General features: G+C 60.9%; 12 protein-coding genes. 7 read left to right on the top strand and 5 right to left on the bottom strand.

Annotation, left to right across the window (positions count from 1 at the left end):
• Nucleotides 1-60: 60 nt before the first annotated feature.
• From gsiB to KFZ77_RS06215, 3 genes are read right to left on the bottom strand one after another with little or no spacing between them, the layout of a single operon-like run.
• Nucleotides 61-1,605: a glutathione ABC transporter substrate-binding protein GsiB gene (gsiB, locus tag KFZ77_RS06225; protein WP_264385746.1), complete on the bottom strand. Its 1,545-nt coding sequence runs from the start codon at nt 1,603-1,605 to the stop codon at nt 61-63.
• Nucleotides 1,606-1,638: 33 nt separating this feature from the next.
• A complete protein-coding gene (gene gsiA / locus KFZ77_RS06220) occupies nt 1,639-3,504 on the bottom strand; it encodes a glutathione ABC transporter ATP-binding protein GsiA (RefSeq protein ID WP_031525116.1) in 1,866 nt (621 codons plus the stop codon).
• A 9-nt stretch (nt 3,505-3,513) separates the two neighbouring features.
• Entirely contained in the window at nt 3,514-4,452 is a 939-nt protein-coding gene (locus tag KFZ77_RS06215) for an isoaspartyl peptidase/L-asparaginase (RefSeq protein WP_264385745.1), read from the bottom strand.
• Nucleotides 4,453-4,657: 205 nt separating this feature from the next.
• Between KFZ77_RS06215 and moeA the strand changes: the two genes are divergently transcribed.
• From moeA to KFZ77_RS06195, 4 genes are all read left to right on the top strand, one after another.
• Nucleotides 4,658-5,887 (top strand): molybdopterin molybdotransferase MoeA, encoded by a 1,230-nt coding sequence (gene moeA, locus KFZ77_RS06210; protein ID WP_264385744.1) that lies wholly within the window; start codon nt 4,658-4,660, stop codon nt 5,885-5,887.
• A gap of 1 nt (nt 5,888) precedes the next feature.
• Entirely contained in the window at nt 5,889-6,644 is a 756-nt protein-coding gene (moeB, locus tag KFZ77_RS06205) for a molybdopterin-synthase adenylyltransferase MoeB (protein ID WP_264385743.1), read from the top strand.
• A 192-nt stretch (nt 6,645-6,836) separates the two neighbouring features.
• Complete coding sequence (locus tag KFZ77_RS06200; protein WP_031525111.1) at nt 6,837-7,652, top strand: Cof-type HAD-IIB family hydrolase; 816 nt, start codon at nt 6,837-6,839, stop codon at nt 7,650-7,652.
• Nucleotides 7,653-7,805: 153 nt separating this feature from the next.
• Nucleotides 7,806-9,071, top strand: coding sequence for a DUF1479 domain-containing protein (locus KFZ77_RS06195; RefSeq protein ID WP_031525110.1), 1,266 nt, complete (start codon nt 7,806-7,808; stop codon nt 9,069-9,071).
• Nucleotides 9,072-9,076: 5 nt separating this feature from the next.
• On the opposite strand, the gene KFZ77_RS06190 is transcribed toward KFZ77_RS06195, so the two are convergent.
• On the bottom strand, nt 9,077-10,147 hold the full coding sequence (locus KFZ77_RS06190; RefSeq protein ID WP_264385742.1) for a LacI family DNA-binding transcriptional regulator: 1,071 nt from the start codon (nt 10,145-10,147) through the stop codon (nt 9,077-9,079).
• Between the two features lie 311 nt (nt 10,148-10,458).
• Between KFZ77_RS06190 and KFZ77_RS06185 the strand changes: the two genes are divergently transcribed.
• Together KFZ77_RS06185 and KFZ77_RS06180 are read left to right on the top strand one after the other, a co-directional pair.
• Nucleotides 10,459-11,760: an MFS transporter gene (locus tag KFZ77_RS06185; protein WP_031525108.1), complete on the top strand. Its 1,302-nt coding sequence runs from the start codon at nt 10,459-10,461 to the stop codon at nt 11,758-11,760.
• Between the two features lie 15 nt (nt 11,761-11,775).
• Nucleotides 11,776-14,139 carry a glycoside hydrolase family 31 protein gene (locus tag KFZ77_RS06180; protein WP_264385741.1) on the top strand — a complete coding sequence of 788 codons (2,364 nt, stop codon included), beginning with the start codon at nt 11,776-11,778 and terminating at the stop codon, nt 14,137-14,139.
• Between the two features lie 67 nt (nt 14,140-14,206).
• Here the strand turns inward: KFZ77_RS06180 and KFZ77_RS06175 are convergent, their stop codons facing one another.
• Complete coding sequence (locus KFZ77_RS06175; RefSeq protein ID WP_264385740.1) at nt 14,207-15,802, bottom strand: ABC-F family ATPase; 1,596 nt, start codon at nt 15,800-15,802, stop codon at nt 14,207-14,209.
• Nucleotides 15,803-16,035: 233 nt separating this feature from the next.
• Here KFZ77_RS06175 and ldtB point away from each other — a divergent pair, with 233 nt between their 5' ends.
• Nucleotides 16,036-16,956: a L,D-transpeptidase gene (ldtB, locus tag KFZ77_RS06170; protein WP_264385739.1), complete on the top strand. Its 921-nt coding sequence runs from the start codon at nt 16,036-16,038 to the stop codon at nt 16,954-16,956.
• The last annotated feature ends 75 nt before the right edge of the window (nt 16,957-17,031 follow it).

The raw sequence follows: 17,031 nt of genomic DNA, 5'->3' as shown, positions 1-17,031 counted from the left end.
CGTGGGATTTTCCGGGATGGGTACGCAAAGCGCACCCACCGTCAATCACCCAGCCAGCTGCTACTTCAGATCCGCATCCTCGAAGCTGAACCCGGTATCCGGCATCACGTAAAACCCGGTGAGGTTTTTGCTGTGCGCAGACACCAGTTTCTCCACCACCAGCGGCGCCCAGGGCGCTTCTTTCCAGATGGTATCCTGCGCATCCTTATACAGCTTCGCCTTGTCGGCGTCGTTAGTGGTTTTCAGCGCGTTCGCCAGATCCGCATCCACCTGTTTGTTGCTGTAGAAGGCGGTGTTGAACAGCGTCGGCGGCCAGTTCTGGGAGGCAAACAGCGGTGACAGAGCCCAGTCAGCTTCGCCGGTGGAGGCGGTCCAGCCGGTATAGAACATCCGCACGCCGCTCTCTTTCTGCCCCTTGCCTTCAACTTCCGCCGCGCGCTGGCCGGCATCCATCGCCGTGATCTGCACCTTAATGCCCACCTGCGCCAGCTGCTGCTGGGTGAACTGCAACACCTTCTGCGCCGTGCTGTGGTTGTGGGAGGACCAGAGCGTGGTGGTAAAGCCGTTCGGGTAACCTGCCTCTTTCAGCAGCTCGCGCGCTTTTGCCGGATCGTAAGGCCAGGGCTGGTAACGCTGCGACCAGGCGATAGCCGGCGGCAGTACGCCGGTGGCCGGGGTGGCATACCCGGAGAACGCGACCTTCACCAGCGCCTGGCGATTAATCGCGTAGTTGATGGCCTCGCGCACCTTCGGGTTATCAAACGGCTTCTGGGTGACGTTCATGCTGATATAGCGCTGCATGATGGACGGGCTGGCCACCAGCGCCAGCTTGTCGTTTTTCTCCAGCCGCGGTGCCTGTTCGTAAGGAATCGGATAGGCGAAGTTCGCCTCGCCGGTTTGCAGCATCGCGGCGCGGGTATTGTTGTCCACGACCGGACGCCAGGTGATGGTGTCGAGCTTCGGCAGCCCCTGCTGCCAGTAGCCAGCAAACTTTTTCACCTTCACAAAGTCGGTTTGATTCCAGGTCACCAGCTCATACGGGCCGGTGCCCACCGGATGGAAACCGATCTCTTTCTTGAAATCCTTCAGCGCTTTCGGCGAGATCATCGCCGTTGCCGGATGGGCGAGAATATTGATAAAAGCGGAGAACGGCTGCTTCAGCACGATATTCACCGTGTGGTCGTCCACCACCTCGGTTTTGCTGATGTTTTTATACAGGTTGTAACGCTTGAGGCGGTTGTCCGGATTACTGGCGCGATCGAGGTTCACCTTGACCGCCTGCGCGTTAAAGTCGGTGCCATCCTGGAATTTCACCCCTTTACGCAGGGCGATGGTCCAGGTCAGCCCGTCATCGGACACCTTATAGCTCTCCGCCAGCACGTTTTTCAGTTTCATGTCCTTATCAAGGCCAAACAGCCCCTGATAGAACGACTTCGCCACCGCCTGCGAAAGGGTATCGTTGGCATCATAGGGATCGAGCGTGGTGAAGTTAGACCCCACCGCCACCACGACATCTTTGGCCGCCAGGGCCGGGGTGGCGCAGAGCATAGCAGCGAAGCCAAGCCCCAGTGCTGCTGCCAGCGTAGGTATTTTTTGTTGTGTCATTATTTTCTCCTGAGTGTCCCTGTCTGTAATTGTTTAATAAGGGCTTTGTCGCACACCGACGGGATGCCGCGCCACGAAGTGGCCGGGGCCAACGGCCACCAGCGGTAACACCTCTGGCTCCTCCCCCACCTTGCGCGTTGCGCTGGGTATCTCGTCGGAGAGCAATACTGGTTTGGTGCGACGGTGCGCCGGGTCTGCCACCGGTACGGCAGCCATCAGCTTGCGGGTATAGGGGTGCTGCGGATTCTCGAACACCGCCTGACGCGGGCCGATCTCCACAATTTGCCCCAGATACATCACCGCCACGCGGTGGCTGATGCGCTCCACCACCGCCATGTCGTGGGAAATAAACAGAAACGCGATGCCAAACTCCTGCTGCAGATCGAGCAGCAGGTTGATGATCTGGGCGCGAATCGAAACGTCGAGGGCGGAGACCGATTCGTCGGCAATCACCACCTGCGGATTGAGTGCCAGCGCGCGGGCAATGCAGATACGCTGGCGCTGGCCGCCGGAAAACTCGTGCGGATAGCGCCAGGCGTGTTCCGGCTTTAAGCCTACGCGCTCCAGCAGCCAGGCAACGCGGCGCTTCGCCCCGGCCTCGTCCAGCACGCCGTGCACCAGCAGCGGCTCCATAATGGAGTACCCCACCGTCAGGCGCGGATCGAGCGATGCCCAGGGGTCCTGGAAGATAAACTGAATATCGCGCCGCACCGCCTGCATTCTGGCTCCCTTAAGGGTGTCGATGCGTTCGCCTTTGAAGGTGATGCTCCCGCCCTGAATATCCACCAGCCGCAGCAGCGAGCGGCCAATGGTGGATTTTCCGCAGCCGGACTCCCCGACCAGCGACAGCGTCTCGCCAGGCCAGAGATCGAAGCTGACCTTTTCTACCGCATGAACTTCACTGGTCACGCGGTTCAAAATCCCGCTGCGAATGGGGTAGCGGGTCACCAGGTCGCGCACTTCGAGGATCGGGCCGGCGTCGTCGATAACCGTGTTGCGGCTCGGCTCCGGAATACTCTCCCCCGCCGTCGGCACCGGGAATTTGCGCGGCGCGGCGCTGCCTTTCATCGCCCCGAGCCGCGGCACGGCGGCCAGCAATGCGCGGGTGTAGGGGTGTTTCGGCGCGGCAAAAATCTCCTCCACCGTGCCGGTTTCAACCGCCTCGCCCTGGTACATCACCAGCACCCGGTCGGCCATATCCGCCACCACGCCCATATCGTGGGTGATAAACATCACCCCCATTGCCATCTCCTGCTGTAGCACGCGAATGAGGTGCAGGATCTGGGCCTGAATGGTGACGTCGAGCGCGGTCGTCGGCTCATCGGCAATCAGCACCGCCGGGCGGCACGACAGCGCCATCGCAATCATCACGCGCTGGCGCATCCCCCCGGAGAGCTGGTGCGGGAACTGCGACAGCATGCGTTCCGACTCCGGAATACGCACCAGGTCGAGCATGCGCCGCGCCTCTTTCATCGCCGCATCGCGGCTCAGCCCCTGGTGCAGGCGAATCGACTCGGCAATCTGCTCGCCCACCGGAAACACCGGATTCAGCGAGGTCATTGGCTCCTGAAAAATCATCGCCATGTCTGCGCCGCGCACGTCGCGCATCTGCTTGCGGTTCAGCCCGCGCAGATCGACCACCTGACCGCTGCGCCGACGCAGCAGCATCGCATCGCTGGAGACATCGCCACCAGACTGTTCAAGCAGGCGCATCAGCGACAGCGCGGTCACGGATTTCCCCGAGCCGGATTCGCCGACGATGGCCAGCGTTTCGCCGCGATGCAGCGTGAAGGACACCCCACGGACCGCTTCGGTTATCTGCGCGTCATGCTGAAAACGCACCGCAAGATTGCGCACGTTCAGCACCTGGTCGTTGGGTAATTCCTGGTGTTCTGGCACCCGTGCTCCTTATTCCTGATAAATGCCGATGTTGGGCGCATCGCCCACGTAGCCGTAGCCACGATACATACCTTCACTGTTGAACGGCAGCGCGACGTTGCCCTCGCGGTCGATGGCAATAACGCCGCCGCTGCCGCCCAGCGCCGGGATCTTGTCCATCACCACCCCGGCGCACGCCTCCTGCAGACTCATGCCGCCGTACTCCATCAGCGCGGCGATGTCGTAGGCGGCCAGCGTGCGCATAAACACTTCGCCGGTGCCGGTGCAGGAAACCGCCACGTTAGCGTTATTAGCGTAGCAGCCCGCGCCCACCAGCGGGGTATCGCCTACCCGACCCGGCAGCTTGTTGGTCATGCCGCCGGTTGAGGTCGCCGCGGCAAGATTACCCTCAACGTCCAGCGCCACAGCACCGACGGTTCCGAATTTACGATCCGGGTCGAGCGGCGCGTCATGATCCAGCACCACGCGGTCGCCCGCCTGGGCGCGTTCCAGCTGCTCGCGGCGCTCCGGCGTCGAGAACAGCGTGGGGTCCACCAGCGGCATGCCCTGCGCGGCGACAAAGGCATGCGCCCCCTCGCCGACCAGCAGCACGTGCGGGCTGTGCTCCATCACCAGCCGCGCTGCCAGCACCGGATTTTCAATGCGGCTGACGCCCGCTACCGCCCCGGCTTTCAGGGAGTAGCCGTCCATCACGCAGGCATCCAGCTCGTGGGTGCCGGCATGGGTAAACACCGCGCCTTTCCCGGCGTTAAACAGCGGACACTCTTCCAGCAGCCGCACTGCTTCCGTTACCGCATCCAGCGCGCTGCCACCGGCAGCGAGGATCGCCTGTCCGGCTTCCACCACCGCCGACAGGGCCGCGATATAGCGCTGCTCCTGCTCCGGCGTCATCTGCGCCCGGTTTATCGCCCCGGCACCGCCATGAATGGCAATCACTGCTTTTCCCATCGTTGCTCGCTCAGTGTGATGTAACCCGCGGCGGTTTTTCTATAAATATCATTACCGTGACCGCATTCTCATACGAATTTTGAATATAGAAAGATGTAAAAGTACTGTAAAGGCGTTCCCGCCCGTGAAGCTCAAATCGCTACCTACAGCCGGAGGGGGTTTTCTGCCATAATGTGCCCTTTGTCATTCCCCGCTGGAGCAACTCATGGAACAGACCGCAGGCCTTCTCCCCCTCGATATCGCCCTTAACCAGATGCTGTCCGGCCTCACGCCGGTAAGCGGAAGCGAAACGCTGCCGCTGGTGCAGGCGTTTGGCCGCGTGCTGGCCCGCAGCGTCACCTCGCCGCTTAACGTGCCGGGCTTTGATAATGCGGCGATGGATGGCTATGCGGTGCGCCTGAGCGATCTCGCCGCGCAAAACCCGCTGGCGGTGGCAGGCAAAGCCTTCGCCGGGCAGCCGTTCCACGGTGACTGGCCGGCCGGCACCTGCATCCGCATTATGACCGGCGCGCCGGTGCCCGAGGGCTGTGACGCGGTGGTGATGCAGGAAGAGACCACGGTGAGCGAAGCAGGCGTGCAGTTTACCGCTCCGGTGCGCGCCGGGCAGAACGTGCGCCTGCGCGGGGAAGATATTCGTGAAGGCGCGGTGGTCTTCGAGGCCGGGCAAACGCTGAGCGCGGCGGAGCTGCCGGTGCTGGCCTCGCTCGGCATTCCTGAAGTGGATGTGGTGCGCCGCCTGCGCGTGGCGGTGTTCTCCACCGGCGATGAGCTGGTGCTGCCGGGGCAGCCGCTCGGCGACGGGCAGATCTACGACACCAACCGCCTGGCGGTGCACGTGATGCTTGAACAGCTCGGCTGCGAGGTGCTCAACCTCGGTATTATTCCTGACTCCCCGGATGCGCTGCGTGCCGCCTTCATTGAGGCTGACCGCCAGGCCGACGTGGTGATCAGCTCCGGCGGCGTGTCGGTGGGGGAAGCGGACTACACCAAAACCATCCTCGAAGAGATGGGCGATATTCATTTCTGGAAGCTGGCGATCAAGCCGGGCAAGCCCTTTGCGTTTGGCCGCCTGCAAAACAGCTGGTTCTGCGGCCTGCCGGGCAACCCGGTGTCGGCAGCGCTGACGTTTTATCAGCTGGTGCGTCCGCTGCTCACCGCGTTACGCGGTGCGGAAAACGCAGCCCCGGTGCGCCTGCGCGCCCGCGCAGCCACGCGGCTGAAAAAATCCCCGGGCCGCCTCGACTTCCAGCGCGGCATCTACCGCCAGGATGAAAACGGCGTGCTGGAAGTGGTGACCACCGGCCATCAGGGTTCGCATATTTTTAGCTCCTTCAGCCAGGGAAACTGCTTTATCGTGCTGGAGCGCGAGCGCGGCAACGTCGAAGCCGGTGAGATGGTAGAGATCGAGCCGTTCAATGCCCTGTTTGGAGGCTGAGATGGAGCTGACCGACCAGGAGATGATGCGCTATAACCGCCAGATCGTGCTGCGCGGCTTCGACTTCGAGGGCCAGGAGGCGCTGAAGGCGGCGCGCGTACTGGTGGTCGGTCTGGGTGGCCTGGGCTGTGCGGCCTCGGCCTATATGGCCGCAGCGGGCACCGGGGCGATGACGCTGCTGGATTTCGATACCGTGTCGGTGTCGAACCTGCAGCGGCAGATCCTGCACAGCGACGCTACGATCGGACAGGCGAAAGTGCAGTCGGCCCGCGAGGCGCTTGCCGCGCTGAACCCGCACTGCCACTTCACGACCCTTGATAGCTTACTCGACGACGAAGCTATCGCTGCGCTGGTGGCAGAGCACACCCTGGTGCTGGACTGCACCGATAACGTGGCGGTGCGTAACCAGCTCAACGCCGCCTGTTTTCGGGCGCGGGTGCCGCTGGTGTCCGGCGCGGCAATCCGCATGGAGGGGCAGATCATGGTCTTCACCTGGGCGGAGGGAACGCCCTGCTACCGCTGCCTGAGCCGTCTGTTTGGTGATGCCACGCTGAGCTGCGTCGAGGCTGGCGTCATGGCCCCGCTGGTGGGCGTCATCGGTTCGCTGCAGGCAATGGAAGCGATAAAAGTGATTGCCCATTACGGCACGCCGCCGCTGGGGAAAATCGTCATGTACGATGCCATGACCTGCCAGTTCCGCGAGATGGCGCTGCCGCGAAATCCGCAGTGTGATATTTGCGGCGACGCGGCGAAATAATGTTTCCTTCCCGGCTGATAATTGCGCTTCAGGATTTACCTGGAGCGTGATAATAACTCTCTTATTCCCCGCTTCTTTTTTATCCTCTTGATTAAGTTCAGATAATTTCTGCTTTTCCGCTTTACGCTTGTAATCGTAACGCTGCTCACTAGAATGTTTCGCATTGCCGTAATCTTTCCAGGAGTTTCAGGTATGACTATTAAAGCTGTCGTCGTCGATATGGACGGAACCTTTCTTGATGACAACAAGCAGTACAACCGCGAGCGTTTTATGGCGCTGTATCAGCAGCTAAAAGCGCAGAATATTGAGTTCGTCGTCGCCAGCGGCAACCAGTATTACCAGCTGATCTCCTTCTTCCCGACGCTGAAAGATGACATCTCCTTCGTAGCCGAAAACGGCGCGCTGGTGTACGAGCACGGCAAGGAAATTTTCCACGGCGAGCTGACGAAGAACGAAGCGCGCACCGTGCTCGGCGAACTGAGCAGCGATCCGACGCTGAAGTTTGTCGCCTGCGGCCTGAAGAGCGCGTACATCAGCGACAGCGCCCCGGCGGCGTTGGTGGAGCTGATGTCGAAGCACTATCACCGCCTGCAGCCGGTGAAGGACTACAGCGAGATCGACGACACGCTGTTTAAGTTCTCGCTGAACCTGAGCGACGAGGCGATCCCGCAGCTTATTGATGTGCTGCATGAACGTCTGGACGGCATCATGAAGCCGGTAACCAGCGGCTACGGCTTTGTGGATTTGATCATCCCCGGTCTGCACAAGGCCAGCGGCCTGGGCCGTCTGCTGCAACGCTGGGGCATCTCGCCGCAGGAGTGCGTGGCCATCGGCGACAGCGCCAACGATGTGGAGATGCTGGAGCTGGTGAAATGGTCCTTCGCGATGGGCAATGCCTCCCCGGCGGTGCGTCAGGTGGCGCGTTTCCAGACCGACAGCAACAATAACGAAGGCGTGCTCAACGTCATGGAAGCGGTGCTGAACCGCAGCGCGCCGTTCGACCAGTAATTACCTTTTCACGCCGAAGCGTCCGCTTCGGCCTCCTCTCTTTTCATATTTGTGCGCTCGTGCAGTTTTTTAAACTTGCATTAACCAATCATTAACTTAAATTGTCATGTGTAATCACAATTACTTTCGAATGAAAGTTACAGCGAGGTTGCCATGCCCTTTACTTTCGAACACGCCACCCTTCCTGCCGACCACCACGCCGCTATCCGTCAGATGAAGCGCGAGCTGCGCGCTCACATCGGCGATGTGCAGGCCGTATGGGACCGGCTCAGCGATCGTCTCGCCTCGCGCGTGGCGGAGATCAAACAGCGTCAGGCCCAGGGCGATCCCATCTGGCCGGTTATTCCTTATGCCCAGTTACAGGCGGGCAGCATCACGCCGGCGCAGATCGCCGACATCAAAAAGCACGGCTGCGCGGTGATCAAAGGCCACTTCCCGCGCGACGAGGCGCTGGCGTGGGATCAGTCGATGCTCGACTACCTGGCGAAAAACGATTTTGACGCGCAGTACCGCGGGCCGGGCGACAGCTTCTTTGGCACGCTGGAAGCCTCGCGCCCGGAGATCTACCCCATTTACTGGTCAAAAGCGCAGATGGAGGCCCGCCAGAGCGATCGCATGGCGACGGTACAGTCGTTTTTGAACCGGCTGTGGCGCTTCGAGGACGGCGATACCCGCTGGTTTGACCCGGACGTCAGCGTTATCTATCCGGACCGTATCCGCCGCCGCCCGCCGGGCACCACCTCGAAAGGTCTTGGGGCGCACACCGACTCCGGGGCGCTGGAGCGCTGGCTGCTCCCGGCTTATCAGCAGGTGTTCCGCCACGTCTTCAGCGGCGACATTGACCGCTACGACCCGTGGGACGCCGCACACCGCACCGACGTGGATGAGTACAGCGTGGACAACACCACCAAATGCTCGGTATTTCGTACCTTCCAGGGTTGGACCGCGCTGTCGGATATGCTGCCGGGTCAGGGACTGCTGCACGTTATTCCCATCCCGGAAGCGATGGCGATGATCCTGCTGCGCCCGCTGCTGGACGACGTGCCGGAAGAGGAGCTGTGCGGCGTCGCGCCAGGGCGCGTGCTGCCGGTGTCGGAGAAGTGGCACCCGCTTCTGATGGAGGCGCTGACGTCAATTCCGGCGCTGGAAGCGGGTGATTCAGTATGGTGGCACTGCGATGTGGTGCATGCGGTGGCACCGGTTGAGGATCAGCAGGGCTGGGGCAACGTGATGTATATCCCCGCCGCGCCGCTGTGTGCTAAAAATCTCGCTTACGCGAAGCAGGTAGAGCAGGCGCTGGCCGCCGGTCAGTCACCGGGCGACTTCCCGCGCGAGGACTACGAGGTGAACTGGCAGGATCGCTTTACCACTGCGGATCTGAACCACAACGGGCGGCGCAGTCTCGGCATGGAGAGCTGATTGCGCTAGTCGTAAAGCCCGTCGCCCTGCACCAGGGTGCGGGTTTTTCCCGGTCGGATACGCCGCACCGACTCGCGTACCACCAGCTTGCCATTGAGCAGCAGCGTGCCGGTCGGCGCATCCGGGCGAATCAGGCGCTGCTGCAGCATCTGCACCGCTTCAGTGCCCAGCTCGTCACGCGGCACCTGCAACGCCGTCAACGGTACATCGTGGATCGCCGCCAGGTTAAAACCGTCAATGCTCATCACCGACATATCCGCTGGCACGCGCAGGCCGTGCTTCTGCAACGCCGTCACCACTCCGGACGCCATAAAATCACCGCCCACCAGCATAGCGCTCGGCAGCTCGCGCGCCGGCGTCTGCTCCAGGTAGGTCCGCATCAGGGTTTCACTTTCGCTGGCGCTGAAGTTACGGGCCACCAGCAGGTGCTGATCGTCGCTGAACGGCATATTCGCCGCCTCCCACGCATCGCGGATCCCCGCCAGCCGCAGCTCCATGGTGTAACGCCGCAGGCACAGCAGGTTCAGCACCCGCTTGTGGCCCATCTCAAACAGGTAGCGGGCAGCAAACTCCCCCAACAGCCGGTGATCCGGGGCCACGCCGGACAGGCGCATCTTGCTGTCCCGGCAGTTGATCAGCACGCAGGGTTTGCCCAGATCCGCCGCCAGATCGTGAATGTGCGCATCATCAATGCCGATCAGGATCGCCGCCTGGGCCTGGGGATCGCTGATGCGCGTCAGAAACTGGTTGGCATCGCTGTCGTTCTCCTCCAGCGCGCAGTAGCGCAGCCGCACCTCGTGGGGGGCCAGCGCCTGATTGATGCTCTGGATAACGCGGTAGTAGAAGATGTCGGAGCGCTCATCAAACGCACGCTGCGGTGCGAACACCACCAGACTGTTGAGCAGCATCCGCCCTGCCGCCATGCCCTGCAGCACGCCGAGCTGTTCCGCACAGGCCATCACGCGCTGACGCGCCGCCTCGCTGGTGTTGGCTTTACCAGCCAGCACCCGGGAAACCGTGCTGATTGACAGGCCGGTTTGCGCTGCGATTTGCGCGATTTTTAGCTTTTTACTCATTCTGTGATCCATCTCCGTTTGTGAAATGAAAAAAATTTCACAGGGTGCGCAGGCAGTTTTATCAGGCAGTAGCACCATACTGCCATACCAGAATGGCGCTGCGATGAAAATTTTTGCATATTTTTCGCTACAGCCGCCTGCGGGCCTCGCCTACTCTCGGGTTGTCGGACAGCTTTACCCGTACCCTCCGGCAATTTTAACAATAACCCCCTTTATATCAGGGGGATGAAATCTCTCTGCTGCTGTCCCTGCTTTGCAGGTAGCAGGTTGTTATACCAATTAATCAATCAACCGGGATGTGGAGAAGCGTTATGAGTCAAGGCATTAACGAGGGCGTAAGCGCCAGTAAAACCCGGCGCGTGGTGCGCCACCTGCGCTGGTGGGTGCTGTGCCTGTTTCTGATGGGCGTGACGGTGAACTACATCACCCGTAACTCGCTGGGGATCCTCGCCCCGGAACTGAAAACCAGCCTCGGTATCACCACCGAGCAGTATTCATGGATTGTCAGCGCGTTCCAGCTCGCCTATACCCTGTTCCAGCCCATCTGCGGCTGGCTGATCGACGTCATCGGCCTGAAGCTCGGGTTTATGATCTGCGCCACGCTGTGGGCGCTGATGTGCATTTTCCACGCCGGGGCCGGGAGCTGGATCCAGCTGGCGATCCTGCGCTTCTTTATGGGCAGCGCCGAGGCCGCCGCTACGCCTGCCAACGCCAAAACCATTGGCGAGTGGTTCCCGAAGAAGGAGCGTCCGGTCGCCGCAGGCTGGGCGGGCGTTGGTTTTTCCATTGGTGCCATGCTTGCGCCGCCGATTATCTACTTCGCCCACGCCTCCTTCGGCTGGCAGGGGGCATTTATGTTTACCGGCGTGCTGGCGCTGGTCTGGGTGGTGCTGTGGTGGCTGTTTTACCAGTCGCCGGAGAAGCACCCTAACCTCAGCGCCGACGAACTGGCTTACATTCAGCAGGATAACGAGCCGCCGCCGGTGAAGCTCCCCTTCTTCACCGCCCTGAAAACCGTGGGTAAAAACAAACGCTTCTACGGCATCGCCATCCCGGCATTTATGGCAGAGCCAGCCTGGGCGGTGATGAGTTTCTGGGTGCCGCTCTATCTGGCGAAAGAGCACGGCATGGATCTCAAACAGATTGCCATGTTCGCCTGGCTGCCGTTCCTCGCCGCCGACCTGGGTTCCGTCGCCAGCGGCTACCTCACGAAGCTGTACGTGCGCCTTTTCGGCTGCACCCGCGTTAACTCCATCGTCGCCAGCTCGGTCACCGGCGCGTTTCTGATGGTGTCGCTGGCTATCGTGACCCTGACCCGCGACCCGTACATCACCATTGCACTGATCTCCATCGGCGGCTTCGGGCATCAGATCATCTCCTGCATGCTCAGCGCGCTGGTGGTGGAGTCATTCGATAAGGGCCAGATGGCGACGGTGAACGGCATGCGCGGCTCCTGCGCCTGGATCGCCAGCTTCCTGTTCTCGCTCATCATCGGCGTCACCGCCGACCAGATCGGCTTTAACCCGCTGTTTATCGCCATGGGGCTGTTTGACCTCATCGGTGCCGTTTTCCTGATTGCTTTTATTGCTGAACGCCGCGCCTCGCGCGCCTGACAAGGGACGAGTGGAATGAAAACCCTGAAGAACTGGACCACAGAACACACCGATGCGCACCGGGTGGTGCTTAACGTGGACGGGCAACACCAGCTCTGCCTCTACGTGCTGGAGCCAAACCTGTTTCGCGTGCTGATTAAACGCAAAGGCGAACTGGCGCTGGATCGCACCTGGAGCATCGCCACGCAACAGGACGTGCCCTGGGAGGGGCGTCCGCGCGAGGATCTCTCCGGCTTCAGCCTGCCGGCCTGGCAGCTGGAGCAGGAGGCGCACCAGCTGACGGTATCCACCGACCGTCTGCGCGTCACCATCCACCAGCCGCTGTGGCTGGAGTGGCATTACCGCAATGGCGCGGACGAGTGGCAGCCGCTGGTCAGCGACCGTCCGACCAGCGCCTATCTGCTCAACGCCCACGGCGACGGGGTGGCGCACTACCAGCGCCGGGCGGCGGATGACCGCTACTACGGCCTCGGCGAAAAAGCCGGCCCGCTGCTGCGCAACGGCAAACGCTACGAGATGCGCAATCTGGATGCGATGGGCTACAACGCGTTCAGCACCGACCCGCTCTACAAACACATTCCCTTCACCCTGACGCGCCGCGACGCGGTGAGCTTCGGGCTGTTCTACGACAACCTCAGCAGCTGCTGGCTGGATCTCGGGAATGAGATCGACAACTACCATGCTCCCTACCGCCGCTGGCAGGCGGAAGCCGGGGATATTGATTACTACCTGTTTACCGGCGAGCGCGCGCTCGACGTCACCAAAGCCTTTGTGCGGCTGACCGGGAAAACCCTGTTCGGCCCGAAGTGGAGCCTCGGCTACAGCGGCTCCACCATGCACTACACCGACGCGCCGGACGCTCAGGTGCAGCTCGGAAACTTTATCCGGCTGTGCCAGGAGCACGCTATCCCCTGCGACTCGTTCCAGCTCTCGTCCGGGTATACCTCCATCAACAACAAGCGCTACGTGTTCAACTGGAACTACGACAAGGTGCCGCAGCCGCAGCAGATGACCGCCGCGTTCCACGATGCCGGGCTGAAGCTGGCGGCCAACATCAAGCCGTGCCTGCTGCACGATCACCCGCGTTATCAGGAAGTGGCGCAGCAGGGGCTGTTTATTCGTGATTCTGAGCGTGACGGGCCGGAGATCTCCAGCTTCTGGGACGACGAAGGATCGCACCTCGACTTCACCAATCCGGCGACCATCGCCTGGTGGCAGACCGGGGTTACCACGCAGCTGCTGGAGATGGGTATCGATTCCACCTGGAACGACAACAACGAGTATGAAGTCTGGGATGGCGAAGCGCGCTGTCACGGCTTTGGCACTCCGGTTGCCATCAAGCATATTCGCCCGGTGATGCCGCTGCTGATGATGCGCGCCTCGCTGGAAGCGCAGCAGCGTTTCGCGCCGGATAAACGCCCCTACCTGATTTCACGCTCCGGCTGCGCCGGGATGCAGCGCTACGTTCAGACCTGGAGCGGCGACAACCGCACCAGCTGGCAGACCCTGCGCTACAACATCCAGATGGGTCTGGGGATGAGCCTGTCCGGGCTGTACAACGTTGGTCACGACGTCGGGGGCTTCTCCGGCGACAAGCCCGACGCCGAGCTGTTTGTGCGCTGGGTGCAGAACGGCGTGATGCATCCGCGCTTTACCATTCACTCGTGGAATGATGACCAGACGGTCAACGAGCCGTGGATGTATCCGGCAGTAACCCCGGCGATCCGCAGCGCCATCGAACTGCGCTACCGCCTGCTGCCCTACCTGTATACCCTGCTGTGGCAGGCGCACGCCGATGATGAGCCGATGCTGCGCCCGACCTTCCTTGACCACGAGCAGGATGCGCAGACCTTCGAGGAGTGCGACGACTTTATGCTGGGCCGCGACCTGCTGGTGGCGAGTGTGGTGGAGCCGGGTGCCCGCACGCGCCGCGTCTGGCTGCCGGACAATGCCAGCGGCTGGTACGACTTTTACACCGGGACCTGGTACAGCGGTGGCCAGTGGGTCACGCTTGATGCACCGCTGGAAACCCTGCCGTTGCTGGTGCGCGCCGGGGCCGGGCTGCCGCTCAGCAAGCGTATCAGCCATGTGAGCGCTGAACGGGACGATACCCGCGAACTGAAGCTGTTCCCGGTGAAAGGCAACGGGTGCAGCAAAGGGCTGCTGTTTGAAGACGACGGCGAAAGCTGGGGCTATAAAGACGGCAACGCGCTGTGGGTGGAGTGGGAGATGCAATGCACCGCCGATGCAATTCACCTGACGGTCTCCGCCACGGGCGATTACCGCCCGGCGTGGCAGGCGATGACGGTGTCATTACCCTCGGGGGAAACCCGCCGGCTGGTGATTAACGGCGAAGAAACCGACCGCTGGGTGCGGTAAGCCTGCTGCAAAAGAAAAAGGCGAGCCAGCGGCTCGCCTTTTTTGCATGGGGTCTGGACGGCGGGAATTAACCGTCGATGCCTTTGCTGCGCAGGTAATCTTCGTAGCCGCCGGAGAAGTCCATCACGCGCTGCGGGGTGATCTCAATGATGCGGGTCGCCAGCGAGCTGACGAACTCACGGTCGTGGGAGACGAAGATCAGGGTGCCCTGATAGTGCTCCAGCGCCATGTTCAGCGACTCGATGGATTCCATATCCAGGTGGTTGGTCGGCTCATCCATAACCAGAATATTCGGGCGCTCCATCATCAGCTTACCGAACAGCATACGACCCTTTTCACCACCGGACAGCACTTTGGCCGGCTTCTTGATGTCGTCCTGGCTGAACAGCAGACGTCCAAGGATGCTGCGCACCGCCTGCTCGTCATCGCCTTCCTGCTTCCACTGGCTCATCCAGTCAAATACCGTCAGGTCGTTTTCGAATTCGTATTCGTGATCCTGGGCGTAATAGCCAATACGCACATTCTCAGACCACTTCACGGTGCCGCTGTCGGCGTCGAGATCGCCCACCAGGGTTTTCAGCAGCGTGGATTTACCGACGCCGTTGGTGCCGATAACCGCGACTTTCTCGCCTACTTCCACCAGCATGTTGACGTTTTTAAACAGCGGGCCGTCTTCGAAGCCTTTGGTGAGGGCTTCCACTTCCAGCGCGTTACGGAACAGCTTTTTGTCCTGCTCGAAACGGATGAACGGGTTCTGGCGGCTGGAGGCCTTCACCTCTTCCAGCTTGATCTTATCAATCTGGCGGGCGCGAGAGGTCGCCTGACGCGATTTAGAAGCGTTGGCGCTGAAGCGGCTGACGAAGGACTGCAGATCGGCAATCTGCGCCTTTTTCTTAGCGTTGTCGGCCAGCAGACGCTCGCGCGCCTGGGTGGCAGCGGTCATGTACTCGTCGTAGTTGCCCGGATAAACGCGCAGCTCGCCGTAGTCGAGATCCGCCATGTGGGTGCAGACCATATTCAGGAAGTGACGGTCATGCGAGATGATGATCATGGTGCTGTCGCGCTCGTTCAGCACCTGCTCCAGCCAGCGAATGGTATCGATGTCCAGGTTGTTGGTCGGTTCGTCGAGCAGCAGAATTTCCGGGTTGGAGAACAGCGCCTGGGCCAGCAGCACACGCAGCTTCCAGCCGGGGGCCACTTCGCTCATCGGGCCGTAGTGCTGCTCAACCGGGATGCCAACGCCAAGCAGCAGTTCACCGGCGCGGGCTTCAGCAGAGTAGCCGTCCATTTCGCCGTACAGCACTTCAAGGTCGGCCACTTTATAGCCGTCTTCTTCGCTCATCTCGGCGAGGCCGTAAATGCGGTCGCGCTCCTGCTTCACTTCCCACAGCTCGCCGTGGCCCATGATCACGGTGTCGAGCACGGTGAAGGCTTCAAAGGCGAACTGATCCTGGCGCAGCTTACCGATACGCTCGTTAGGATCGAGGGAGACGTTGCCCAGCGTCGGCTCTAAATCGCCACCCAGGATCTTCATAAATGTGGATTTACCGCTGCCGTTGGCGCCAATCAGGCCGTAGCGGTTGCCGCCGCCAAACTTGACGGAAATGTTCTCGAACAGCGGCTTACTGCCGAACTGCATGGTGACGTTGCTGCTAACTAACACGGTATTGTCCTGGGTAGAAATGTGATAAACGGCGCATTATGCCATAATTAAGATTACAGATCGCCCCGAGATTCCCCTGGGCGGCGTCGGGCAATTAAAGAAGGAAAATTGTGATTTCATCCACATCTGAATTCCCTGCGCTCAGGAATGCACATATAATGCGCTCCCGGACTGTCACCCCCTTTACTCAACAACTGGTCTGTGTGGCACAGACACTGAATCTAAAAACATAAATGACTATGAAAATACGCGCTCTTTTACTGGCAGCATTTGCGGTGGTTGGTTTTTGCAAAACCGCCTCAGCCGTAACCTATCCCCTGCCGACAGATGGTAGCCGTCTGATAGGCCAGAACCAGGTGATCACCATTCCGGAAGGCGCGTCGCAGCCGCTGGAATACTACGCCGCTGAGTATCAGATGGGGCTGTCCAACATGATGGAAGCCAACCCGGGTGTGGACCCGTACCTGCCGAAGCCTGGCTCCATCCTCACCATTCCGCAGCAGCTGATCCTGCCGGATACCCCGCACGAAGGCATCGTGATCAACAGTGCCGAAATGCGCCTTTACTACTACCCGAAAGGCACCGACACGGTGATCGTGCTGCCTATCGGTATCGGCCAGCTCGGCAAAGACACGCCGATCAACTGGGTAACCAAGGTTGAGCGTAAGAAAGCCGGCCCGACCTGGACGCCGACCGCCAAGATGCACGCCGAATACGCGGCCGCGGGCGAACCGCTGCCAGCGGTAGTGCCGGCCGGTCCGGATAACCCGATGGGCCTGTACGCGCTCTACATTGGCCGCCTGTATGCTATTCACGGCACCAACGCCAACTTCGGTATCGGCCTGCGCGTGAGCCACGGCTGCGTGCGTCTGCGTAACGAAGACATCAAGTTCCTGTTCCAGAACGTACCGGTTGGTACCCGCGTGCAGTTTATCGATGAGCCGGTGAAAGCCACTACCGAGCCGGACGGCAGCCGCTATATCGAGGTGCATAACCCGCTCTCTACCACCGAAGATCAGTTCAACGGTAAAGAGATTGTGCCGGTCACCCTGACCAAAGCGGTGCAGACCATCACCGGTCAGACCGACGTCGATCAGAACGTGGTTGAGCAGGCGGTGCAGAACCGTTCCGGTATGCCGGTACGCCTGAACTAACACAGGCTGGCGGCGCAGGTCGTCAGCAGTAAAAACGGGCGGTGAGAAATCACCGCCCGTTTTTTTATGCCTGGA

Origin of the sequence: Siccibacter colletis (assembly GCF_025914095.1) — a bacterium.
GTDB lineage: Bacteria > Pseudomonadota > Gammaproteobacteria > Enterobacterales > Enterobacteriaceae > Siccibacter > Siccibacter colletis.
The sequence above is the reverse complement of the archived record's forward strand: the minus strand, read 5'-3'. Positions and strand labels throughout refer to the sequence as shown.

What these genes read in the sequence shown, in the direction of transcription:
- gsiB (WP_264385746.1), bottom strand. Translation starts at nt 1,605, where the DNA reads ATGACACAACAAAAAATACCTACGCTGGCAGCAGCACTGGGGCTTGGC.
- KFZ77_RS06215 (WP_264385745.1), bottom strand. Translation starts at nt 4,452, where the DNA reads ATGGGAAAAGCAGTGATTGCCATTCATGGCGGTGCCGGGGCGATAAAC.
- moeA (WP_264385744.1), top strand. Translation starts at nt 4,658, where the DNA reads ATGGAACAGACCGCAGGCCTTCTCCCCCTCGATATCGCCCTTAACCAG.
- moeB (WP_264385743.1), top strand. Translation starts at nt 5,889, where the DNA reads ATGGAGCTGACCGACCAGGAGATGATGCGCTATAACCGCCAGATCGTG.
- KFZ77_RS06200 (WP_031525111.1), top strand. Translation starts at nt 6,837, where the DNA reads ATGACTATTAAAGCTGTCGTCGTCGATATGGACGGAACCTTTCTTGAT.
- KFZ77_RS06195 (WP_031525110.1), top strand. Translation starts at nt 7,806, where the DNA reads ATGCCCTTTACTTTCGAACACGCCACCCTTCCTGCCGACCACCACGCC.
- KFZ77_RS06190 (WP_264385742.1), bottom strand. Translation starts at nt 10,147, where the DNA reads ATGAGTAAAAAGCTAAAAATCGCGCAAATCGCAGCGCAAACCGGCCTG.
- KFZ77_RS06185 (WP_031525108.1), top strand. Translation starts at nt 10,459, where the DNA reads ATGAGTCAAGGCATTAACGAGGGCGTAAGCGCCAGTAAAACCCGGCGC.
- KFZ77_RS06180 (WP_264385741.1), top strand. Translation starts at nt 11,776, where the DNA reads ATGAAAACCCTGAAGAACTGGACCACAGAACACACCGATGCGCACCGG.
- ldtB (WP_264385739.1), top strand. Translation starts at nt 16,036, where the DNA reads ATGACTATGAAAATACGCGCTCTTTTACTGGCAGCATTTGCGGTGGTT.